This is a genomic window from Vibrio cyclitrophicus (assembly GCF_024347435.1).
In the GTDB taxonomy this organism is placed as follows: domain Bacteria; phylum Pseudomonadota; class Gammaproteobacteria; order Enterobacterales; family Vibrionaceae; genus Vibrio; species Vibrio cyclitrophicus.
On sequence record NZ_AP025481.1, the window covers coordinates 1,569,186 to 1,592,322 of the forward strand.

The window sequence follows — 23,137 nt, forward strand, 5'->3', positions numbered from 1 at the left end:
TTATCTGCGTATTGAAGTGCTATCTCGTGGGTAAATATAAGGAGTAAATATGGAAGAATGGAATATTATCTGGCAACAAAAAGAGCTGTTTGCTTCTGGTTTTGTGACCACGTTTTATCTTTTTGTCTCGTCTTCAATCTTGAGTTTCGTCATAGGTATTGGTTTGTTGTACTGTCTCGAAAACTCGAGACTCGGTGTTAAGTACACCATCAACAGTTTGATCGGCATTATGCGTACCTTACCGTTTCTGATCTTAGCCTACCTGCTCTATTACGGTTTACCTCAGGTTGGTATTCGATTGGACGCAGTGACAGCGGGAATCATAGCGCTCAGTCTCTATCATGGTACGTATTTCTGTGAGATTTTCCGCGGTGTGCGTAAAGGGTTAGAGCCTGGTTACATCGAAGCAGCGCACGCTTATGGCTTTTCTAAGCTGAAAACCTTCACCCGAGTCATCACGCCCAACGTGTTATTTAAGTCGGTTCCTCTGATCACTAACCAACTCATTATCTGCTTAAAAGACACTGCATTTCTCAGCATTATTACGGTCGCTGAAATTACTGCGGCGGCTAACAGTATTCAATCCACATATTTTATCCCATTGAATGCGTTCATCATTGCTATCGCGCTCTACTGGGCTGTGAGTATTGCACTTGAAACCATCACCAAACGAATCCAAACCAAAGTTGAACTTAGAGGGCTTAGCCATGCTTAAACAATCAGAGATTATTGAAACAGAAGCACCGATTAACCCCTCTTTGGGAGTGAGTTTGGAAGTGATTGAGTGTGAGCCACTATTGGAAGAACGAGAGACGATCATCAGCGTTGAAAACTTGTCGAAGCAGTTTGATGGAATCGAAGTACTGCGAGACATCAACCTGACTATAAAAAAAGGCGATGTGGTGAGTATTCTCGGCTCGTCAGGTTCGGGTAAGTCAACACTATTGCGCTGCATGAATTGGCTAGAGCAGCCAGAGCGCGGCACGATTTTTATGGGTGATGAACGCATTGGGATCAACTCTGAAACGGGTAAACCACTCAAATACAAAGAGTTAGCGAAACTCAGAGAGCGCCTTGGCATGGTATTTCAAAGCTTCAACTTATGGCCGCATCTCACCGTGTTGCAAAACGTGATGGAAGCGCTGGTTCATGTTAAGAAGATAGCGAAATCTGACGCAGAGGAGATGGCTCGTAAGCAACTTGATAAGGTTGGCATGTCTCACAAGCTAGAGAGTTATCCAAGTATGTTATCGGGTGGACAAAAGCAACGTGTCGCGATTGCTAGGGCGCTCGCGATGGAGCCAGATGTATTGTTGTTTGATGAGCCAACTTCGGCGCTCGACCCTGAATTGGTCGAAGAGGTGTTACTGGTAATGAAGAAGCTATCGCAAGAGGGTTACACCATGGTAGTGGTGACTCATGAGATGGAATTCGCGCGTCAGGTGTCGGATCAAGTAGTATTCCTTGAGAAGGGGATATTGATTGAGAAATCCAACCCAGAGAAGTTCTTCACTAACCCAGATTCACCAAGGGTTAGACAGTTCCTCAAGCTTGATTCATGAACTAGATGATTCACATCACCTTAATGTTTGACCGCTAAATCCTAAACTCCGACTGAATCAGTCGGAGTTTTTGTATGTGTGGGGTTCTTCTCTCAAGCAGGCACAGCATTACCCAATGCTATCAATATGGAGCACCACAGAATCGGGTCGCCAATATTCCAGCTCGCAGTCCATTAACTCGCCATCTTGTTTGTAGTTCACTCGGCAGATCTTAAGAACAGGCTGGCCCTCAGCCAAATTCAATGCCTTGGCGACATGGGCAGGGGCAGAGGTAGGGACCACGTCAAAGCGAGAGCGTTGGGTCTCGTAGCCGTATTTTTCTCGGTAGATACCTGTCAGCGACATAGTGAGGTTTTCTGACAACACCTTTTCAAACAGTGCCGCTTTCAAGACGTTTTCAACGAACAGCACCGCTCGGCCATCAATAAAGCGTAGTCGCTCAATCACGTGTATCGGCGTTATCTGTTCTATCTCTAATGCTTTGGCGTAATCGCCCGCGGCCATCTCTGTGCGGGTGCTCAGCAGCCTTGTTTCTGCAATACGATGTTGTTCGCGAATCATTTGGTGAAAATGAGAACGAGACAATGGGTTGTAGCGAATTCGTTCGGGTGATACATACCAGCCACGGCGCTCTTCTCGGTATATCAGACCTTCGGTTTCTAATGACACCAATGCATCTTTGAGCGTGATTCGTGTGGTGGAAAACAGCTCGCTGAGCTCTCTTTCCGATGGCAGTTTTTGCCCCTCGGTGAAGATGCCTGATTGAATCTGCTCTCTGATGCTCGCCTTAATTCTGCCTAGCTGTGTCCCTGATTGCCCTGTTGCCAATGTTCTCATTACTGATCTAGTCCATAGGTTCGTGTGCTCAATAAGGTAAACCACGGAGTTAACAGGAATGTGACAGTAAACAAAGGCTTACTGTCATATGAGTGAAATATAACTGCCACAGAAATGCATCTGAACTGTCAAATAAGTTGCGCGAAAGCGTCACACTCCGGCGATAGCATACAAAACGAACTTACTGACCTAGTCCAGAGGGATAGAGACAATGAAAACTTTGCTTAGCCGTTCAACTGTATCGCCAGCTAAATTAATAGGTGCAACATTAATAACGGCAACACTTTCAATGCCAGCGATGGCGAAGGATGCTGATCTTGAGTCACTGGTAAAAGCCGCTCAAAAAGAAGGTGCGGTTTACAGTGTGGGTATGCCAGACAGTTGGGCAAACTGGAAAGGCACATGGGCAGACCTGAAAGCAAACTACGGTTTGAAGCATCAGGATACGGACATGAGCTCGGCACAAGAGATCTCGAAATTTGAAGCAGAGAAAAGAAACGCAACCGCAGATATCGGTGATGTTGGTTTCGCATTTGCACGTGTCGCTGTGAAAAAAGACGTAACACAGCCATACAAACCAACCACTTGGAATGACATTCCAGATTGGGCAAAGGATAAAGATGGTCACTGGGCTCTGGCTTACACCGGTACTATTTCGTTCATTTCAAACAACAACCTTGTTGAAGATGCACCAAAATCTTGGAGTGACTTACTAGAAGGTGACTACAAAGTAACAGTGGGCGATGTTGGCGTAGCAGCGCAAGCAAACAACGCGATTCTAGCGGCTGCATTTGCTAACGGCGGTGACGAGTCAAACCTAAAACCAGCGATTAAATTCTTTGGTGAGCTAGCGAAGCAAGGTCGCCTATCTTACACAGATCCAAGCATCGCAAACCTTGAAAAAGGCGAAGTGGAAGTTGCGATCATGTGGGATTTCAACGCATTGAACTACCGCGACACGATCGACCGTGAGCGCTTTACGGTAAACATTCCACAAGATGGCTCAGTGATTTCTGGTTACACCACCATCATCAATAAATACGCGAAAAACCCGAACGCGGCGAAGTTGGCTCGTGAATACATCTTTAGTGACCAAGGCCAAATTAACCTAGCAGAAGGTTACGCACGTCCAATCCGTAGCAGCGTTACGCTACCTCAATCAGTACAAGACAAGCTGATCTCGAACGAGCAATACAGCAACGTTCACCCAGTATCTGACTTCTCAGCATGGGAAAAGTCAGCACGTCGTTTGCCACGTCAATGGCAAGAAAGCGTATTGATTCACCAGCAATAACCCCGCTTAACACGCCACCTGTAATGGGTGGCTTATAGTAACAAGCAATAGAGAATAGACCATGAGCAATAAGGTTATCCTTGTTGTTCTAGATGGACTGAACTATCAGGTAGCCCGTGATTGCATGGGCTACCTGAACGGCCTTCTAGAACTTAATGACTCGAAAAACAGTAATCACAGCGTTTCCCAAAATCAACAGGGCACTTCGCAAATCATGAGCACACAAAAAAATAAGCTGCGCGCCACGCTTTATCCTGTGCAATGTGAACTGCCATCTATGTCACGCCCACTGTATGAGTGCATTTTAACGGGAGTTCGCCCTGTTGAGAGTGGTATCGTTAACAATCAAATCGTGCGCTTGTCGAATCATGAGTCGATCTTTAGCTTGGCTAAATCGCAGGGTAAAGTGACGGCTGCTGCTGCCTATCACTGGGTGAGCGAGTTGTATAACCGCGCGCCGTTTGACGCTGTGCGTGACCGTTTTACCAACGATGAAACCATGAACATCCAACACGGTTGTTTTTATCACTGGGACCACTACCCAGATGAAGCCTTGTTCTTGGATGCAGAGCACCTGCGTATCGCTCATCAGCCTGATTTTTTATTGATTCACCCAATGAACATTGACGACATAGGGCACAAGCACGGGCTGGATTCTCGCCAATACCGCAACAGTGCACGTGGCGCGGATATTTACCTATCAAACTATCTTGAGAAATGGGTAGACGATGGCTATCAAGTGATCATCACCAGTGACCACGGCATGAACAATGACTTGTCTCACGGTGGCATTCTGCCTGAAGAGCGTGAAGTACCATTCTTCGTAATCGGCGATAAGTTCACACATCAAGAATGTTTAGTGAAACAGACTGACATCTGCGGCAGCGTGTGTCAGTTACTCAGCCTTGAACACGATAAATCTTACACTCAGGAATTGTTGGCCCTATGAGCAGTTCTGTAATCACGCAGAGCGATGGCTCTGCGCTTAAACCTCAAACCAAATCTTGGTTCAAACGCTTCAAGCCCGCTTTGTGGCTTGCGCCTTTCGCGCTGTTCTTCTATTTGTTCCAACTGGCACCTATGGTTTGGGTGCTGATCAATAGCTTCTTTTACGACGACGAACTCTCTCTCGAAAACTATTCTGAAATATTCGATTCTGCTTTCATGATGCAGGCCTTCGGCAACAGTTTATGGTTGTCGATTTGGTCGAGTATTGTTGGCTTAGCGATTGCGACTCTGCTCGTTTCTTCATTGCGCCGCGTTGATTCTAAAATCCGTGATGCGGTGATTGCGTTTACCAACATGAGCAGCAACTTCTCTGGTGTGCCTCTGTCGTTCGCCTTCATCATCATCTTGGGTACCAATGGCGCGATCACCTTATTGCTCAAGCAGTACGGATTGCTGGGGGACTTCGACTTGTACGGCAAGTGGGGCTTGCTGGCGATTTACATCTATTTCCAAATCCCATTGGCGGCGCTGTTGCTGTATCCAGCGTTCGATGCCTTGAGTGACGACTGGCAAGCTGCCTCGGCACTGCTTGGTGCGAGAACTTGGCAATACTGGACCAAAATAGCGTTGCCTGTGTTATCACCGGCCTTGTTCGGCACCTTCATCATCTTGATTGCTAACGCGATTGGCGCGTATGCGAGTGTGTATGCGCTAACCTCGGGCAACTACAACGTGATTACGATTCGTATCGCGAGTTTGGTATCGGGCGACTTGTTCTTAGAGCCAAACCTAGCAGCCGCAATTTCCGTGATTCTGATGGCGATGCTGGCCTTTATCACTGTGATTAACCAATGGCTGATCAGCAAAAGCTACGCAGGGAAGAGAAAGTAATGAACACCGTAAATACTCGCTTTCATAAAACGGTTGTCTATTCGATTGTCGGCATCATGATGATCCCGATCTTAGCGACCTTTATCTACTCGATCTCTTCGCGTTGGGGCGCGACGATCCTGCCTGACGGTTTTACTCTGGATTGGTACATCAATTTGCTGACGGATCCTCGCTTCTTACAAGCATTTGGCCGTTCACTGTTTATCTGTGTGGCGGCGCTGTCATTGAGTGTGGTGTTGGTTCTACCTGCGATTTTCGTGGTGTTTTACTACTTCCCGAAACTCGATAAGGTGATGAATATCCTGATCTTATTGCCATTCGCTGTGCCGCCTGTTGTGTCGTCGGTGGGTTTGCTTCAACTGTACGCTGATAGCGAAATCTCACTGATAGGTACACCATGGATTCTGATTGGTACCTACTTCACCATCGCGCTGCCATTTATGTACCGCGCGATTGCCAACAGCTTTGAAGCGATTAACTTGCATGACTTGATGGACGCTGCTCACCTGCTCGGTGCAAGTACCACCAAGGCGTTCTTGTTGATTATTCTGCCAAACCTTAAGAAAGGCTTAATGGCGTCACTGTTCTTGTCGTTCTCGTTCCTATTGGGCGAGTTCGTGTTTGCCAACATCTTGGTAGGAACACGCTACGAGACACTGCAAATCTACCTATATAACATGCGTCAAACCAGTGGCCACTTCACGTCAGCCCTTGTGATGACGTACTTCCTGTTTATTTTCTTACTGACTTGGTTGGCAAGTCGTTTCAGCCAGGGAACAAAATAATGAGCTATGTAAATGCGAAAAACCTCACCAAGAGCTTTGGTGACAATACAGTGTTTGAAGATATTGAATTCTCAATCGAGAAGGGCGAATTCATCACGCTGCTTGGCCCAAGTGGCTGTGGAAAATCAACTCTGCTGCGCAGCCTGGCAGGCTTGAATCCTGTTGATGGCGGTGAAATCTGGGTTAACGGTGAAGAGATTACTCACCAAGTGCCGCAACAGCGTGGCATCGGCATGGTGTTTCAATCTTATGCGTTGTTCCCGAACATGACGGTTGAAGGCAACATTGCGTTTGGCCTTAAAATGAAAAAGCTTGCTGCTGTTGAGATTAAGCGCGAAGTCGCGAAAGTGATTGGGCTGGTGGACTTAACGGGCAAAGAGAAGTTCTACCCGCATCAGTTATCGGGCGGTCAGCGTCAGCGTGTGGCTTTGGCAAGAGCTTTGGTGGTTAAGCCGCGTATTCTGTTGCTCGATGAACCACTTTCAGCGCTGGATGCGAAGATCCGTAAACACCTACGCCAACAGATCCGAGATATTCAAAAAGAGATGAACTTGACCACGATCTTCGTGACCCATGATCAAGAAGAAGCGATGATCATGTCTGACCGTATCTTCTTGATGAACAAAGGCGAGATCGTGCAAGCCGGCACACCCGAAGAGATCTACACTCAGCCAGCCAATGAATTCGTTGCTGGGTTCATGGGCCACTACAATGTGGTGCAAGCGAACAAAGCCAAGCAGCTGTTCAACATTGAAACCGAATGGAAGGTGGCGATTCGACCTGAATCTATCTACGTTAAAGAGCAGGGTCGACAATATGACGAACATATCTCTGCGCCGCAAACAGGCACCATTCGCAACCACCAACTCTTGGGGAACGTGATTCGCTACCAAGTGGACGTTGATGAGTGTGAACTGACGGTCGACCTACTTAACCGTTCTTCTGAACGACTGTTGGCAAACGGTAGCCAACTTGAACTCCTGTTTAACCTTAACGAAATTCAACCTGTGAGAGCCTAAGATGTTCAAACCTTTGTATGTATTTGATATGGATGAAACGCTGATCAACGCCGATGCAGCGATGCTCTGGAATGAGTTCTTGGTTGAAAAGGGCATTGCCACAGCGCCGAACTTTATCGAAGAAGATAAGCGCTTAATGGGCTTGTATTCGGAAGGTAAGCTGAACATGGAAGATTACCTCACGTTTTCCATGCAGCCTTTAGCTGATATGCCAACAGAGCAAGTGACTGCCTTGGTGGAAGAGTGTGTTGAACAGCATATTTTGCCTAAGCAGTTCAAGCAGTCGAAACCTTTGATTGAGCAGCTTGAGAATGATGACATCGACATGTTGATCATCTCGGCTAGCGTCACTTTCCTAGTAGAAGCGGTCGGTCGCAAGATTGGTATCGAGAACGCACTCGGTATCGATTTGGTCGAAAACCAAGGCCGTTTCACGTCTCAGATCTCTGGTGTACCAAGCTACCGTGAAGGCAAAGTAACGCGTTTGAAAGAGTGGTTAGACAATCAAGAAACCAACTACTCAGATATCCACTTTTATACGGATTCAATCAACGACTTACCTTTGTGTGAACACGCTGATTTTTCTTATCTGGTAAACCCATGCCCGCGTTTGAAAGCGTTAGCTGATCAACCGAATTGGTCGATTCTCAACTGGGATTAACGCGAATCTTATATTCGAATTGGGTTCGTTCTAGAACTCATCAAGCCGCTGACTACAGCGGCTTTTTGTTTCGTATTATTCTATTTCTAGTTTGTAACCTATCCCGTAAATGGATTTGATGAAGTCACATTTTTCATTTATCGAGACCATTTTTTTGCGTAAGTTTTTAATATGGCTATCGATAGTGCGATCGCTGACCACTCTTCTATCGTCGTAGATTTTATCAATCAATTGATCGCGACTATAAATGCGGCCAACATTTTGATAGAGAAGGTGCAAAAGCCGAAACTCAGCTGGCGTTAAACTTAGCTTAATACCACATAGGACGGCAGTCATACTCAATTCATCAATATCAATTTCGTTCGTGGCTGACGTGGCTTGGGGCTTGCTGGAACGGCGCAAAATATTTTTCACCCTCACGACTACTTCTCTCGGGCTGTACGGCTTACATATATAATCATCTGCACCCAATTCAAGCCCAACGAGTCGATCGATCTCTTCGACCTTGGCTGTCGCCATAACCACAGGGATGTCACTGAACGTTCTCAGCTCTCGATAAATATCCAACCCGTCTCGATTGGGTAGCATTAGGTCGAGAATAATGAGTTTAGGCGATGCTTGTTTTACCCAGTCAATGACAAGATTACCATCGATAATATGATGACTTTCAAGGCCAGAGTGCTCTAAGTACTCACACAGTACACTTGCTAATGCAGGCTCATCTTCGACGACTAAGATCACGATTTTATTTCCTTTGGTAACGCTATGATGATTCGTAGTCCACCCAATTCTGAGTGGTCGGCAGTAATGTGTCCTTGGTGCGCTTCAACGATATTTTTACAGATAGATAAGCCAAGCCCAGAACCGCCACTTGAGCGACTGCGCGATTTATCAACGCGGTAAAGCCTCTCAAACAAACGCGGAAGTGATGCATCAGGTACACCTGGATCACTGTCTTCAACGTTGATAATAATACTATCACTAATGTCGGTAACATCTATCGATACATGCCCATTATCGCTAGTGTATCGTGCGCTATTTTCCAACAGATTCACAAACAGTTGTGTCAGTAATCTCTCATCACACGAGGTAAACAGTGGGGCTGAATGGTCATAGTGCTTTGTTAATGTGATTCTTTTCTGTTCTAAACGGATCGAGTTTTGAACGATCACAGAATCAATCAGTTTATGTATATCAACGTTGTTTTTAACATTGAGGTTAAATCCGATGTCATACAGGGAGAGTTGATGAAGATCCTCAACGAGTTGACCCAGTGTGATGATTTGTTGATGTAACGAGTCGATATATTTTGGCTCAGGAGATCGGATACCGTCTTGTAGCGCTTCTAGTTCACTTCTTAGTACGGTGATAGGCGTTCTAAGTTCATGTGAAATATCCGATAACCACTGTTCTCTAAGTGTTTTTTGTTTTCTTAGTGTTTCGACTACACCGTTGAATATTCCGATGAGATCGGACAATTCATCATTGCCGCTTTTTTCAATGTAGAAATCGAGATCGCCATTTTCGATAGATTTGGCACCTTTCGACAAAGCACGCAATGGTTTCAAAAATCGCCTAACAAGAAATAAAGCGATAAGGAATGAAAGCAACACGGTAATCGAAGCGATAGTGCTTACATGCGTCGTTTGTTGTTTGAAAAAGCTTTCTGCCAAAGGCCCTGATATTTCATCCATCTGGACGATGGAGATATACCCAATCACTTGATCATCCCGTGTTATTTCGACTAGTGCTTGATGCTGACCATCTTCAAGGTGATGTAGGTTTTCAGGAGGTCCAATTATAGCTCGCCCGTTTTGATCTAAAATGTTGAGTCGTTGCCAAATAGGTTGAAGATCTGGCGCTTCCGGCTCTCTTAATGGTGGTGGCGATGGGTGTCTGTCACGAGCATGTGGTCGTGAGGGGCCACCAATGCTGCTGGCGATTAAATGTGGTTCACGTTCTAGCCGCCTCCACTTTTCGGAAGGTGAGTAATATTGCTTTAAGTTATTGGCGAGTTCTTGAGCTAGGGCAATCTCATTATTATTTGTGAAATCTTGGAGCCCTCTTTGAAAACTGGAGTTAATAAAATAGGTCAGTACAAAGAGCATGGTCACGCATACCATTAGTATTGAAACAAACAGTTTAGTGAAAATTGATATGCGCACGTTCTCTCCAGAAGTTAAAGTGAATTAGGACAGTAAAATGAATTAAGACAAAAGTGAGTTAAACCAATATTAGTCACCAATCGTGTGGGAAATGTGGACATTGATTTCTTTATTCATCTTAGGCCATGTATAAGCATCTTTTTGTTAGAAACGAATAGCGAGCTGACAGGGTGCTATACCCCATCAGCTCGCATTGAATTATCACTATTTTTGGATAACCCTCTAACAATTATTGACGTCTTGGTGGTGGCGGCGGAACTTCCTCTTCCGATAGACCACCGCTTCCATCTGCGTCTAGTTTGTCAAAGTCATCGGCGAGTGGACCTCTGAGCTCTTCTAATTGTAACTCGCCATCACCGTTTGCATCCATTTCTTCAAAACTTGGCATTTCTCTTGGACCTTCACGGCTTTCAGCACACGCTTGAAGCGCGAATGTCGATGTCAGTAAAAGTAATGCTGTCGTGATTTTTTTCATAATTTAATTCCTATTCGTAACCAAATATAAGTGTATTTCTTTGACGCAAATAGGTTAGCGATCAAATTAGCAGAGAAAATGGATAAATCTAGGAGATGAAAGTTAGCGTTTAACTTTAATAGGGCATCAGTTCATCAGCCCATCAAGTCAGGTTGTTTAAACCTCCATTGTTTCTACATAGTTTCCACATTTTCTATTTTTATCCTAGTCCATTATTGAACTCATGAATTTAATGCCTTTAGCAATAAAGGCAGAAAGCTATCGTTGGTATTGAAATGGATTATTTTTTAGGAGCCGTAGAATGAAGGCAATGGTAAAAAAATCAGTCGTTGTCTCTTCTACGTTGTTGGTTGCTTCTTATAGTAACGCTGCTCTTTATAGGGTGGTTTTGGAGGAATCACCAGTAGAAACGGAATCGGTGTATGGGGTTGCAGTTGAACCAGAGCTTGGTACAACGGATTGCTTTAGTACCAGTTGTGGTGACACCGATTACGCATTCGCAGGGGAAGCTCAAAATGCAGAACCAGGTTTTTCCTTTAAAGAGGAGGTCCCTTTTGGTATCGATAACACGTTCTACTATTTGGATTATGACGATATCTATAGCTACTGCACAAGTGAACTTGGCTACGCGACTTGTGAAGCTTGGAGTTCTTTGTTGTGGTATGGCGATGAGGATGCAGGCATTGGAGGCTTGAGAAATGAGCGTGATGCATATTACGAGCTGAGCTATCAGACGAATTCCACGGCTTTCTATGACTCTTATTCGTTAAGTGATATCCCTGATGTTGGCAGTAATCCACCTGATGTGAGCAGTTATAGTTATTCCTTTGTTGATGGAACAGAGGAGAAGGTGATCACTAAAGTTGACGAGAATGGTTTTGTTCTTGGTAACACCAGCAGTGGTTATTACAGCTATAACAACCAATATATTCAGTTGTATAGGCAGCGTGGTTACTACGATACAGGCACTGAATTTACGGTTCTCCAACCTGAAGCCGATACCAGCATTACGATCAGCGATGCTGACGGCGAAGCGAATATAATCTCCCAAATGGGAAGAACGATGGCTTTTGATTCTTTCAGTTATGGAGGGGAAAGCTATGTGGTCGGAAGCGCGTCCGTTGCGACTTTTTATTACAGTGATGAGTATAAAGATTATGACTCTCCGTACACATCCGACAGTGATGCAGAGGATCTAGATAATTGTATCGATGAAGATATTGAGCCTTCTTTATATCCAGAGTGTCAGAACTTTGCTTTTGCTAATCGAGCTTTTGTCTGGAATATAACCGATGCGAATGGCCCCAATGATGATGGAAACCGTTTCTCAGTATCTGATTGGGAAACCAGTTCGACCTATTACTCTTACAACGATGATGAAGCTTCAGCACAGGCGAGTGTGAGGGCTGCAACGATTTCATCTAGAGGGACATATAGCTCTTATCCTGTTTTAGTTGGTTACAATACAGAGCTAGATGATTCTGATAACTTTCTTATGCAGGCTGCTGTGTTTAGGCCAAGCAGTACGTCAAATTTCAGCGTTTCGGAAAATTCTTGGACGACGACATTTATCGCTAATGCGACGGTAGAAGTGAGTGATTCATACATTCACAGTAATTCTGTCGCAACAGATATTAATGAAAACATGATGGTTATTGGTTATGCAAAACGAGATGGTGATTATCCGTCGGATCGTGTGTCTGACAATCGTATGTTTGTCGCTGATGCGAATGACACAACGCCAACAGCTACATTCTTCGCAAGTTTAGGTGAAGACATTTTCTTTGATAGTGCAGAAGGAAAAGCAAGTGAGATCAATAATTACAATGAAATTGTTGGCTATGTTGACGCAGAAACTCACTCTGAAGTAGACGGCCATGAAAGGAGGCATCGCGGCTTCATTTTCCCTTACAACGACATTGGTACCGATGCTGATAGACGTGCAAGATATAATGATCAAGCTTGGTGGTTAGACGACCTAACTAACGGTGGTGACTACAGTGATGCCAACAACCACTTTAGAATATTGGACGCAACCGACATTAATGATGCGGGTGTTATCTCAGGGACGGCAATACAATGTTTTGCGAGTGAAAGTAGCTCCTCTTCTATGGCTTATGATTCAACCGCGCACTTTGCATATTGTAATGATGGAGTAGGTGACGAGAGGGTGGTGGCTGTGAAACTTATCCCGATATCTGGAGCAACAAGTGAAGACATTGCTGAAAGAAGTGATGATAGCGCTGAAGATGTTGAACGTAGTGGTGCCGGTACCGGGTTATTGGTGCTTATCAGTTTGATGTCCGTGCTTTCTATGCGTTCAAGAGTATCTCGTCTGTAACTTTTTAAATTGATGAAGTTCAAAAGTCGCCTTCTTTTTCCGATAACATCGAAGGCGGCACTAAGTCGATGTTACCCCTTTCGCTTAAAAGTCCACATGTAACAATTCAATAACATTTCTTGCTCGCCTGTAAATCAAACCACCCTCTTTCAATCCCTTGATAGCACTCATTTTCTTGTTGTGAGGTTTTGTGTGTAACAAATATTTTACAACTTGACGAGTTTTCAGCGTTACTGCCCATTTCCTTCCATCCATTCCAATCTTTCCGCTTGTGGGCCAAATTTAATCAAGGACAAAAATCACTTAACACAAAACCAGTAGGTACAAGGAGAAAGTTCATGGTGGAGTCATACAACCCGCTTGGCACAGATGGATTCGAGTTTGTTGAATACACGGCCGTTGACCACAAGGGAATAGAGCAACTTAAAGCGCTGTTTGTGTCACTTGGTTTTGCTGAGATCGCCAAGCACCGTTCAAAAGAGGCTTGGCTGTATCGACAAGGTGACATCAACTTTATCGTCAATGAACAGCCTCACAGCCAAGCGGAAGCGTTCGCTAAAGTTCACGGCCCATCGGTGTGTGGCATGGCGTTTCGTGTCAACGAAGCAACAGCTGCAATGGAGCAAGCGTTTAAGGGTGGCGGTGAAGAGTACAAGACAGAAATAGGGCCGATGGAGCTTAGCATTCCTGCCATTTACGGCATCGGTGAAAGCCTGCTCTATTTTGTGGATCGCTATGGCAAGCAGAGCATCTACGACGTTGATTTCCGATTCTATGATGACGCGCAAGAGCGCATGGCGAAAGCCGACGTAGGCCTTTATGAGATCGATCACCTCACGCACAACGTGAAACAAGGCAATATGGATCTGTGGTCTGGTTTTTATGAGCGTATCGGTAATTTTCGTGAGATTCGCTACTTCGACATTGAAGGTAAGCTGACAGGCCTTGTGAGCCGTGCCATGACCTCACCATGTGGCAAGATCCGTATTCCAATCAATGAGTCTTCAGATGACAAATCACAAATTGAAGAGTTCATTCGTGAATACAACGGCGAAGGTATCCAACACATCGCGCTTGCTACGGATGACATCTACAAAACGGTGAAAACCCTGCGTGATCGCGGCATGGACTTTATGCCAACCCCAGATACCTACTATGAGAAAGTTGACGATCGTGTAAAAGGCCACCGGGAAGATACCGATCTGTTGCGTGACCTACGCGTTCTGATTGATGGTGCGCCGACCAAAGACGGCATCTTGCTGCAAATTTTCACACAGACGGTAATCGGGCCTGTGTTCTTTGAAATCATTCAGCGTAAAGGTAATGAAGGCTTTGGCGAAGGTAACTTCAAAGCGCTGTTTGAATCGATTGAAGAGGACCAGATTCGTCGAGGAGTATTAGACGATGCATAAATGGATCTCGTTTCCTCATCGGGAGGGTGTGTGCTCTAAACAAGCGCACGCCGATTTTCCCGAAGAGGCAATCTATGAGCGAGAGGCGGGCCGAAGTGGGTTCTTCGGCCCAGCGGCTCACTTTCATCACCAACATGCCCCAACAGGTTGGTCGGAGTGGGAGGGTGATCTGCGCCCTCGCGCTTTTGATTTCACGCTGGTGGAAAAAGCCAGCCAGATAACGCCTTGGGCTGTGCCTCATCTTTTGCACAATGCGGACTGCAAAATTCGTGTGTGGCGCATGGACGAGAAGATGGATTTCTTGGTGCGTAATTCCGACGGTGATGAGCTGCTGTTCATTCATCAAGGCAGCGCCGATCTCTATTGTGACTATGGTCATCTAGAGGTGAGTGAAGGGGATTACGTGATGATCCCGCGCTCGACCAACTGGCGTTTAGAGCCAAGCGAGCCGATGTTTATCTTGATGATTGAGAACACAGACGCGGCTTACTCCTTGCCAGAGAAAGGCATGGTCGGTAATCACGCGGTGTTTGATCCTGCTGTGCTCGACATCCCTTCTATCAATGATCAGTTCCGCGTTCAGTACTCAGAAAATCAAACTCAGGTTCAGGTAAAACGCCACGACAAAGTCAGCGTTATTACTTATCCGTTCAATCCATTGGATGCAATTGGTTGGCATGGCGACCTAGCTGTGGTGAAAGTAAATTGGCGCGATATCAGACCGCTGATGTCACATCGCTACCACTTGCCACCCTCTGCGCATACAACGTTTGTTGGCGCAGGCTTTGTGGTGTGCACCTTTGTGCCACGCCCGATTGAGAGCGATCCTGGGGCGTTAAAAGTGCCGTTCTACCACAACAACGATGATTACGACGAAGTGCTGTTCTATCACGCAGGTGACTTCTTCAGTCGCGATAACATTGAGGCGGGCATGGTGACCTTCCATCCGGCTGGGTTTACGCATGGGCCTCACCCTAAAGCCTTTAAGGCAGGGCAAGCGCACAAGAAGAAGTTTACCGATGAAGTGGCGGTGATGATCGATACTCGCCACGCGCTGCAGTTCTCTGATGAACTCGATAGCGTTGAGAACAAAGAATATGTCTACAGTTGGCAAGAGAAGTAAGGGGCAACAAGGATGAAATTAGCAACCAAGAAAAATGGTACTCGCGATGGTCTGTTGATGGTCGTGAGTAGAGATCTTAAACAGTGTGTGCCAGCGACGGAGATTTTTCACGCGATGTATTTGGCGCCAACCATGCAGGTAGCTTTGGATAACTGGGACAGTGTTGCGCCTCAGTTAGAAGAATTATACACCTCGCTTAATACTGGGCATGTGATAGGCAGTGAAGTCTTTGCGCCTCAATATTGTGAATCGCCTCTGCCACGCGCTTATCAATGGGCAGATGGCAGCGCGTATGTAAACCACGTTGAGCTGGTGCGTAAGGCTCGTGGTGCTGAAATGCCAGAAAGCTTTTGGGTCGACCCGCTTATGTATCAAGGCGGCTCAGATACCTTTATTGGTCCGCGTGACAATATTGAGTTTGCCAGTGACGAATGGGGTATCGATTTCGAGGGTGAAGTCGCGGTTGTTACTGGAGATGTGCCAATGAGCGCTAGTGCCAAACAAGCGCATGATTCAATTCGTCTATTGATGTTAGTGAATGATGTGTCGCTGCGCGGTTTGATTCCTGCTGAGCTCGCCAAGGGCTTTGGTTTCTTCCAGTCTAAGCCCTCTTCAGCGTTTTCTCCAGTTGCGGTAACACCTGATGAGCTTGGCGAACAATGGAAAGGCAGCAAGGTGCATTTACCGCTGATATCGACCTACAACAACCAGCCTTTTGGTTGTCCGAATGCAGGCGTGGATATGACCTTCAACTTTGCCGAGCTCGTGGTACATGCCGCGAAGACTCGCCCATTGTCGGCAGGCACAATCATAGGCTCGGGCACGGTTTCTAATAAGCAAGGGACTGACCACGGCACCTCAATTGCCGAAGGCGGTGTGGGTTATTCATGTATTGCCGAAGTGCGAATGATTGAGACGATTCGTGATGGTAAACCGTCGACTAAATTCATGTCGTTTGGCGATTCGATCAAGCTTGAGATGTTTGATGCAGCGGGTGACTCCATTTTTGGTGCGATTGACCAAAAAGTGAGCCAGTATCGAGCGGTATAATCCACGTAATAGGATTTCTGTATGAGCGAGAGCATCGTGAACAAGAACATTATACTTTACGGTTACTGGCGCTCGTCCGCAGCCTATCGAGTGCGTATTGGATTAAACCTGAAGCAACTCAACTACGAGTCTAAATCGGTGCACTTGGTGCGTAATGGCGGCGAGCAGCATGACCCACAATATCGTGAGCTCAACGCCAGTGAATTAGTGCCCGTGCTGGTGGATGGTGAAGTTCAACTCAATCAGTCACTGGCTATTCTTCAATATCTCGATGAACACTATTTGTGTGAGAGCAGCCCTGACTCCTCGCTCATTCCAGAGCAAACACCGCTGCGTTATCAAGCGTTGGCTATGGCTCAGGATATTGCGATAGAAATTCACCCTCTGAACAACCTGCGCGTGTTGCAGTATTTGGAGCGAGAATTGTCTTGCGAGCAAGAGGCAAAAATAGACTGGCTTCATTATTGGATGAGCCAAGGTTTCTGTGCTTTAGAAGAGAAGCTTTCTAAGCATCGTCAAACACACGGTGATTCGGTGTATAGCATCACCGATTCACCATGCATTGTCGATATCTGCTTGGTGCCACAGGTGTATAACGCGCTGCGCTTTGGCGTTGATATGTCACCGTATCCGTTGATTAACTCGATTGTCGAAGCGTGTAACCAGTTACCCGCTTTTATTGAGGCGATACCAGAGAACCAAGCGGATGCGAATGTACTTACGTAAACGTATAGCAACACTTTACGGCTAATTTCGACTGCAATACGATAGACCACAAACATCTAAGGTGTGTCTGACGTAGTGCTAACAATGTTTATTTTATTTGTAATACAATTAGATATCTTTAAATTAACGAATAAAATGGCTATGAAATCAGTTCTATGTTTTGGCGATTCCAACACTTGGGGATGTTCCCCAGACTTACCGCGTAGATATAACCGTGCAGAGCGCTGGACGATGTTACTTCAATCAAAACTCCCTAATTATGTCGTGATTGAAGAGGGTTTAAACAGCAGAACAACCGTTTTAGATGACCCTTATGAAGCAGGAAAAAAAGGGCTAGATTACCTTTTACCGTGCATAGAAAGCCATCACCCCGATCTTGTTATACTGATGCTTGGAACCAATGACCTCAAATCTCGTTTCAATTTGACTGCCAGTGATATATCTAAAGGGGCTGCAAGACTCGTTCAACTGATACAAAACTATCAACACGGTTTTATGACTAAGCCTGCTGAAGTCTTGCTAGTGTCACCTACTCATGTCCTTGAAGTGAATCCATTAAAAGAGGGTTTTACGAACGCTGAAGCTAAATCAAAGCAGCTAGGACACTATTTTAAACTTCGCTCCCAAGAACTGGGTTGTCATTTCTTTGATGCTGCAACCGAAATCCAACCTTGCCCAAAAGAAGGTATACATTGGCAAGCATCTCAGCATGAAAAGTTTGCTGAGATACTAGCAAAGCGAATCCCCACCATCTTGGAAACCGCTGTTTAGTTATAGCTGTAGGCTTTTCCGAGGTTAGAAAGCCTTATGTTGGTATTTCTAGTCATCCTTTTGCTTTGATATTTTTCGTCCTGGCAAACTATGGTGAGGGTTAGATTGAACGCCGCGGGACAAAAGCTTGTTAAGAAGCCAATAGAACTAAGGTGATGCGAATAATCTCTGCTTCTACAAAGTATTCGAATCACCTAAAAGTAACGATCAACTTTACTCATCCGCTACGCCTTCCACTACCTGTACTTAAATAAGATTCTTGGTATTAAGACGGAACAACCAATTTGTCTACAATGTAGCAATCTATATTGGTAGTGGCAGCAAGGCGTATGAGTTTTGCGTCACGATATTCAATGTCATTATCCCATGCTAATGCAGCTTCTCTACTTGGGAACTGAATGATTACTTTCATTTGTAAACATTGCCCCGACAGTGTTTGACCTTCACTTGTTGCGACCAAAATCTCACCACCATGCTTTGCAACCGTGTTAGCAGTGACATGATTTAACCCAGGGTTGTATTGCGCATAAAGTTCTTCATCCGCAATATCATAATTAACTACATAATAAGCCGTCATTATTATCTCCAATCAACCCGCTATTTGAGTGACAAAGTTCATGTACTGGTTCATATCACCTACCACGGCTTTCTCCATTAATGCCCCAGTCACTTTCGAATAAGGTTGATTAAAGTGGATATCCCAAACATCCGATTCTTTTCTCCAGTGTTCATACACGGCTAACGTGTCGTCATTGCCATTAATGGTAAACAAATCAAACAACAAATTACCTGCCTCGGTGCGAGTGTGTTGAATATGCTCCTCGAACTGGGCGATTAGCGCTTCACGATGTTCCATTTTTAGTTTGAAAATGAAGAAAATATTAAATTTCTCATCCTCTTTATCTGCTTGCTTTAAGGCCACATGCGCAGGGGTTGTTTCACTAAGGTTCAAAACCATCGCAGGCTCAACCAAAGCAGTTTCTGTCAGTTTGATGAGTTTTTGAGTGTGTGCCTGCTGTAAGTGTGAATCCAAAGCCTCCTGATTAACCCAACGGTCGTAGGCAAAAAATAGATTCGAATCTTGGTTATCAACATAGATTCGCATCTCCACATTGCCAGTTTCTTGGCTACTCGCCAGTTGGTGCTCCAATAGCTGTTGTTGAAATTCGTCTTCGTATTCTGGCTTTACTGTGAACTTTACAATTTGGTTAATCATTACTCTACACCTTGCTAGATTTTTTAATTTTAACTTCAATGACTTATGGGAACTAAACCGTTACGATAACTTTACCTACGGTTCGGCCAGTTTCGACAGCAGTGTGCGCCAGAGCTAAATCTTTAAACTCGAAAATTTGAGATACGTGTGGTTTGATCGAGTTGTTGGCGAGCATTTCAGAAATTTTTGAAGCGTCTTCACCGTTAGATTGAACAAGAAGCGGAGTAATCTTTAAATTTGATTCAAACGCAGTTTTTTGCATGTTATCTGAAGGCTCTCGAATAGTAATTGAAACGAGTTGACCACCAGAACGCAGCACTTGTAGCGACTTTTCAGCGTTTTCTGGACTCACCGTGTCGAACGCTAAATCAATATCATGAAGTACTTTTTCAAAGTCTTGCTCACGGTAATCGATGTGCTCATCTGCACCAAGTGACATCACAAAATCCTTATTTCGAACCGAACTTGTCGAATAAACATAAGCGCCCATCTGTTTGGCTATTTGAACGGCAAAGTGGCCCACGCCGCCAGATCCCGCATGAATTAGAACTTTATCACCTTGGTTTACCCGACCGTTTAATGCCTGATAGGCTGTCATGGCAGCAAGTGTGGTTGCTGCTGCATCGATAAAATTAACGCCCTCAGGTATTAATGCGATATGTGATTCTGGAGAGGCAACATACTCCGCATACGCTTTACCATTTCCTGGAAAATTCACCATACCAAAGACGTTATCACCCACTTTGAAATTGGTGACGTTTGCACCAGCTTCAATCACTGTGCCTGCAATGTCCCACCCCAAAATGATAGGACGCTCTTCGCCATACAAATCAAGTAACGCTTCTTCTGCATACTTCACTTTGGTATCCGCAGGATTAATGCTGATGGCTCGAGTTTCTACTAGTACTTCATTGGCGCTAATTGTTGGCTTTTCTACGTCGTGCAACTGTAGGTTTTCAATGCCGCCTGCTTGATGAGTAATAATTGCTTTCATTGGTTTGTCTCCGTTGGTGAATTCGTAAATGATTATATATATGCCATTATTTGGTATCATCTAGCAGATTAAGGAAATACTATCCTTAAATTCGGGATTAATAGAGAGGCGGATGAAGTGAACTTTGATCTAAAAACCTTAGCGTTATTCTTACGAGTTGTAGAAATAGGAAAAATTGGACGTGCTGGCGAAGACTTTGGGCTTTCAACGACTAATGCCAGCCAAAGAGTCCAACAATTAGAAGCGGAGCTGGGCGTAAAACTGTTCCATCGCTCAACAAGAACCATCACATTGACTCATGATGGTGAAATGTTTCTACCTCATGCCAGACGCATTGTTGACGATGTTGAAGAGGTGGCAAATGTCTTCAAAGGTAGCGAAAGCAATGTTCAAGGGCGATTAAAAGTGGCTGTATCAGCTTCATATGGTCGACATTACATTGTTCCCTTTATCCCTGAGTTACTCGAGCTGTATCCTAATCTTGAATTGGAAATTGACTTTAACGATAAAACCGAGGATTTAATTGAGCATGGCTACGACTTAGCCTTCCGTATTGGTAACTTGTCTTCAAGTAACCTGTTAGCGAGGCGACTGGCTGACAATCCAATTATGCTAGTTGCTTCACCAGACTATATTGAAAAATATGGTGCGCCTGAAAGCCCAGAAGATTTACTCAAGCATCGATGTTTGCCCTTGGGTCATGCTGTCGATTGGGCGTTTATGAGTGCTGACGGGAAAGTACACAAGGTATCTGTAGCAAATCCGATCTCCTTAAACTTAGGGGATGCGGTCAGTGATCTTGTTGAGTCTGGTATGGGGATTGGTATGGCTTCTTACTGGCATGCAGGGCCTTCGTTAAAATCTGGTCGAGTGATTCAAATCCTTCCGGATTATAAGCTTGTGAACGACACAAAAATTTGGGCGGTACGGCCACCTGGCAGAGTTTTACCCGTTAGAGTTAAAGTATTCTTAGACTTTATTGAGAAAAAAATCGTAGATACCAATAAAGTGAGATACGGGGATTTACTGATGTAGTTTGGCTCTTACCTAGAGCACACTAAGACTATTTCTGAGACTCATTAGAATGTAAATGAGCCGGTCAGAATTCGCCCAGAACTAGATATAAGCGAGGCACCTAAATTCCTAATACTGGTTAGCGCTTAGTCGTTAAACCAAGCAACAAGATGATCGATTAAAGCTCTGATTCTTGCGGTTAAATGTCGGTTCTCGGGATATACGGCGTATAACCCCATTGGCTCTACTTCCATCTCTTCGAAAAGCAACGTTAGCTCACCTGATTTGACATGGTTTTCGACGGCGTAATACGGCCCAATTCCGATACCTAAACCACCACGCGACATATTGGTAATTGCCCTTGGTGAGTCTGCATTGAAAGTCCCAGACACTGGGCAAGAGACGATTTGGCCATTGAGGTTAAAATGCCAGTTTTTCGAATCAGTAGAGCTACGAAAAAGCAGGCAGTTATGATCGACAAGTTCTTCAGGATGAGTAGGTAAGCCATTGAGACTTAGATAGTCTGGGGAAGCAAAAAATACCACTCGCATATCTTTCAGCTTTCGTGCCATTAAATTTGAATCTTGCAGCTTACCAAATCTTATTGCAATATCGACGCCCTCTTCCACGACCGCAATATGGTTGTCTGACAGGCGAAGATCGACTTTTACTTCGGGATGCTGCTTTTGGTAGCTTAGCAGTGGCTCTATCAACTCTTTGCTTCCAAAGCCTGTGGATGCTGTTAACCGGATAGTCCCTGAAAGTTCTTTTTGACGGTCTTGTACCAAGTCTTCGAGCTCATCAAACTGCTCTAGTATCGGTTGACAACGCTTATAGTAAGCTCGTCCCGTTTCGGTTAATGTCACGCTGCGTGTAGTTCGATAAAAAAGTTGAGCATCCAATCTCGCTTCAAGTTGACGAACATACTTACTTGCTAGCTTCGTACTCAGGTCTGATTGCTTTGCTCCTTGAGTAAAGGATTTTTGACGTGCCACATTAACAAAAACCCGCATCGCTTCAATAGTGTCCATAAACTCCCTTTCTCTGCTGACCTCAGAATTATGATTATCTACAAAATGTACATTATCATTGTATATATTGGTAGATTATAACCTATTAAACACCTTATATACTCCTAGCATACACAATCAAACCAGTCCGTTTAGGAGGCTACAATGTCACATGGTATTCGAATCTACAGTTTTCCATTATCAGGCCATGCACACCGTGTGGAACTTTTTGTAAGCATTGCCAATATTAAACACGAAATTGTTTATGTTGATCTTCCATCAGGAGAGCACAAAAAAGAACCGTTCCTAACATTAAACCCTTTGGGACAGGTACCGGTCATTGAAGACAATGACATTGTCATCAGCGATTCAAATGCCATCCTCGTTTACTTGGCGCGCCGATATGCTCCAGACTTTCTTCCTTCGGATCCTATGCTAGAAGCTGAAGTGCAAAAGTTCTTAACACTGGCCGCTGGTGAAATAGCTTTTGGTCCAGCTGCTGCCCGTCTAATTACTGTTTTTGACGCGCCATTCGATGCTCAGTTTTGTCAAATTGTTGCTGAAAAGGCACTTACCAAACTCGATACTTTATTGGCTAACAAAGACTTCTTGGTTGGTGGTCGACCAACCATTGCGGATATTGCCGTCTACTCATATGTGGCTCATGCACCCGAAGGTAATGTGTCGCTAGACAAGTACCCGAATGTACTCCGTCTGCTAAGCAACATTGAGAATCTTGATGGCTTCAAAGCGATGCCTCGCACAGCTGTAGGGCTCTATGCCTAACACGGCTATTTCGCGTGAGAAGCGTTAAGAGGCACGCTCATAAATAGACGATTACAC

At 44.9% G+C, this 23,137-nt stretch carries 24 protein-coding genes; 16 read left to right on the forward strand and 8 right to left on the reverse strand.

Annotated features, from left to right (window positions below; all coding sequences use genetic code 11):
- Positions 1 to 49: 49 nt before the first annotated feature.
- A complete protein-coding gene (locus tag OCW38_RS21680) occupies positions 50 to 715 on the forward strand; it encodes an amino acid ABC transporter permease (RefSeq protein WP_016787468.1) in 666 nt (221 codons plus the stop codon).
- Entirely contained in the window at positions 708 to 1,562 is an 855-nt protein-coding gene (locus tag OCW38_RS21685; protein ID WP_010432249.1) for an amino acid ABC transporter ATP-binding protein, read from the forward strand. Before OCW38_RS21680 ends, OCW38_RS21685 begins: the two co-directional genes overlap by 8 nt.
- Before the next feature lie 108 nt (positions 1,563 to 1,670).
- On the opposite strand, the gene OCW38_RS21690 is transcribed toward OCW38_RS21685, so the two are convergent.
- On the reverse strand, positions 1,671 to 2,399 hold the full coding sequence (locus OCW38_RS21690; protein ID WP_010432250.1) for a UTRA domain-containing protein: 729 nt from the start codon (positions 2,397 to 2,399) through the stop codon (positions 1,671 to 1,673).
- A gap of 211 nt (positions 2,400 to 2,610) precedes the next feature.
- Between OCW38_RS21690 and OCW38_RS21695 the strand changes: the two genes are divergently transcribed.
- The 6 genes from OCW38_RS21695 to OCW38_RS21720 all read left to right on the forward strand — a co-directional run bounded on the left by OCW38_RS21695 (position 2,611) and on the right by OCW38_RS21720 (position 7,997).
- On the forward strand, positions 2,611 to 3,693 hold the full coding sequence (locus OCW38_RS21695; RefSeq protein WP_010432253.1) for an ABC transporter substrate-binding protein: 1,083 nt from the start codon (positions 2,611 to 2,613) through the stop codon (positions 3,691 to 3,693).
- Between the two features lie 61 nt (positions 3,694 to 3,754).
- A complete protein-coding gene (locus tag OCW38_RS21700) occupies positions 3,755 to 4,642 on the forward strand; it encodes an alkaline phosphatase family protein (RefSeq protein ID WP_016767939.1) in 888 nt (295 codons plus the stop codon).
- Positions 4,639 to 5,532, forward strand: coding sequence for an ABC transporter permease (locus OCW38_RS21705; protein ID WP_016767940.1), 894 nt, complete (start codon positions 4,639 to 4,641; stop codon positions 5,530 to 5,532). The genes OCW38_RS21700 and OCW38_RS21705 overlap by 4 nt, the downstream gene beginning before the upstream one ends.
- Positions 5,532 to 6,317 (forward strand): ABC transporter permease, encoded by a 786-nt coding sequence (locus tag OCW38_RS21710; RefSeq protein WP_004732591.1) that lies wholly within the window; start codon positions 5,532 to 5,534, stop codon positions 6,315 to 6,317. The genes OCW38_RS21705 and OCW38_RS21710 overlap by 1 nt, the downstream gene beginning before the upstream one ends.
- A complete protein-coding gene (locus OCW38_RS21715; protein ID WP_016767941.1) occupies positions 6,317 to 7,336 on the forward strand; it encodes an ABC transporter ATP-binding protein in 1,020 nt (339 codons plus the stop codon). Before OCW38_RS21710 ends, OCW38_RS21715 begins: the two co-directional genes overlap by 1 nt.
- Before the next feature lies 1 nt (position 7,337).
- Positions 7,338 to 7,997: an HAD family hydrolase gene (locus OCW38_RS21720; RefSeq protein ID WP_016767942.1), complete on the forward strand. Its 660-nt coding sequence runs from the start codon at positions 7,338 to 7,340 to the stop codon at positions 7,995 to 7,997.
- 75 nt (positions 7,998 to 8,072) lie between these two features.
- Here the strand turns inward: OCW38_RS21720 and OCW38_RS21725 are convergent, their stop codons facing one another.
- From OCW38_RS21725 to OCW38_RS21735, 3 genes are all read right to left on the reverse strand, one after another.
- Positions 8,073 to 8,738 carry a response regulator gene (locus OCW38_RS21725; RefSeq protein WP_016767943.1) on the reverse strand — a complete coding sequence of 222 codons (666 nt, stop codon included), beginning with the start codon at positions 8,736 to 8,738 and terminating at the stop codon, positions 8,073 to 8,075.
- Positions 8,735 to 10,105 carry an ATP-binding protein gene (locus OCW38_RS21730; protein ID WP_016767944.1) on the reverse strand — a complete coding sequence of 457 codons (1,371 nt, stop codon included), beginning with the start codon at positions 10,103 to 10,105 and terminating at the stop codon, positions 8,735 to 8,737. Before OCW38_RS21730 ends, OCW38_RS21725 begins: the two co-directional genes overlap by 4 nt.
- A 286-nt stretch (positions 10,106 to 10,391) precedes the next feature.
- Positions 10,392 to 10,637 carry a hypothetical protein gene (locus tag OCW38_RS21735; protein ID WP_010432281.1) on the reverse strand — a complete coding sequence of 82 codons (246 nt, stop codon included), beginning with the start codon at positions 10,635 to 10,637 and terminating at the stop codon, positions 10,392 to 10,394.
- Between the two features lie 301 nt (positions 10,638 to 10,938).
- Between OCW38_RS21735 and OCW38_RS21740 the strand changes: the two genes are divergently transcribed.
- The 6 genes from OCW38_RS21740 to OCW38_RS21765 all read left to right on the forward strand — a co-directional run bounded on the left by OCW38_RS21740 (position 10,939) and on the right by OCW38_RS21765 (position 18,060).
- Positions 10,939 to 12,978 (forward strand): DUF3466 family protein, encoded by a 2,040-nt coding sequence (locus OCW38_RS21740; protein ID WP_065612745.1) that lies wholly within the window; start codon positions 10,939 to 10,941, stop codon positions 12,976 to 12,978.
- A 338-nt stretch (positions 12,979 to 13,316) separates the two neighbouring features.
- Positions 13,317 to 14,390 carry a 4-hydroxyphenylpyruvate dioxygenase gene (hppD, locus tag OCW38_RS21745; RefSeq protein ID WP_016785453.1) on the forward strand — a complete coding sequence of 358 codons (1,074 nt, stop codon included), beginning with the start codon at positions 13,317 to 13,319 and terminating at the stop codon, positions 14,388 to 14,390.
- Positions 14,383 to 15,513 carry a homogentisate 1,2-dioxygenase gene (locus OCW38_RS21750; protein ID WP_010432292.1) on the forward strand — a complete coding sequence of 377 codons (1,131 nt, stop codon included), beginning with the start codon at positions 14,383 to 14,385 and terminating at the stop codon, positions 15,511 to 15,513. Before hppD ends, OCW38_RS21750 begins: the two co-directional genes overlap by 8 nt.
- A gap of 12 nt (positions 15,514 to 15,525) precedes the next feature.
- Positions 15,526 to 16,563, forward strand: a complete 1,038-nt coding sequence (locus OCW38_RS21755) for a fumarylacetoacetate hydrolase family protein (RefSeq protein WP_016767949.1) — start codon at positions 15,526 to 15,528, stop codon at positions 16,561 to 16,563.
- A gap of 21 nt (positions 16,564 to 16,584) precedes the next feature.
- Positions 16,585 to 17,289, forward strand: coding sequence for a maleylacetoacetate isomerase (gene maiA, locus OCW38_RS21760; RefSeq protein ID WP_010432297.1), 705 nt, complete (start codon positions 16,585 to 16,587; stop codon positions 17,287 to 17,289).
- A gap of 84 nt (positions 17,290 to 17,373) precedes the next feature.
- On the forward strand, positions 17,374 to 18,060 hold the full coding sequence (locus OCW38_RS21765; protein WP_016767950.1) for an SGNH/GDSL hydrolase family protein: 687 nt from the start codon (positions 17,374 to 17,376) through the stop codon (positions 18,058 to 18,060).
- Between the two features lie 265 nt (positions 18,061 to 18,325).
- Here the strand turns inward: OCW38_RS21765 and OCW38_RS21770 are convergent, their stop codons facing one another.
- From OCW38_RS21770 to OCW38_RS21780, 3 genes are read right to left on the reverse strand one after another with little or no spacing between them, the layout of a single operon-like run.
- Positions 18,326 to 18,637: a DUF1330 domain-containing protein gene (locus tag OCW38_RS21770; RefSeq protein ID WP_010432301.1), complete on the reverse strand. Its 312-nt coding sequence runs from the start codon at positions 18,635 to 18,637 to the stop codon at positions 18,326 to 18,328.
- Positions 18,638 to 18,649: 12 nt separating this feature from the next.
- On the reverse strand, positions 18,650 to 19,276 hold the full coding sequence (locus tag OCW38_RS21775) for a putative quinol monooxygenase (protein ID WP_016790514.1): 627 nt from the start codon (positions 19,274 to 19,276) through the stop codon (positions 18,650 to 18,652).
- A 52-nt stretch (positions 19,277 to 19,328) separates the two neighbouring features.
- A complete protein-coding gene (locus tag OCW38_RS21780; RefSeq protein ID WP_065612744.1) occupies positions 19,329 to 20,270 on the reverse strand; it encodes an NADP-dependent oxidoreductase in 942 nt (313 codons plus the stop codon).
- A 117-nt stretch (positions 20,271 to 20,387) separates the two neighbouring features.
- Here OCW38_RS21780 and OCW38_RS21785 point away from each other — a divergent pair, with 117 nt between their 5' ends.
- Positions 20,388 to 21,305 carry a LysR family transcriptional regulator gene (locus OCW38_RS21785; RefSeq protein ID WP_016767953.1) on the forward strand — a complete coding sequence of 306 codons (918 nt, stop codon included), beginning with the start codon at positions 20,388 to 20,390 and terminating at the stop codon, positions 21,303 to 21,305.
- 125 nt (positions 21,306 to 21,430) lie between these two features.
- On the opposite strand, the gene OCW38_RS21790 is transcribed toward OCW38_RS21785, so the two are convergent.
- Positions 21,431 to 22,315: a LysR family transcriptional regulator gene (locus tag OCW38_RS21790; protein ID WP_010432310.1), complete on the reverse strand. Its 885-nt coding sequence runs from the start codon at positions 22,313 to 22,315 to the stop codon at positions 21,431 to 21,433.
- Between the two features lie 144 nt (positions 22,316 to 22,459).
- Here OCW38_RS21790 and OCW38_RS21795 point away from each other — a divergent pair, with 144 nt between their 5' ends.
- The gene (locus OCW38_RS21795) at positions 22,460 to 23,080 is read left to right on the forward strand and encodes a glutathione S-transferase family protein (protein ID WP_010432311.1); all 621 of its coding nucleotides are present in this window, start codon (positions 22,460 to 22,462) and stop codon (positions 23,078 to 23,080) included.
- The last annotated feature ends 57 nt before the right edge of the window (positions 23,081 to 23,137 follow it).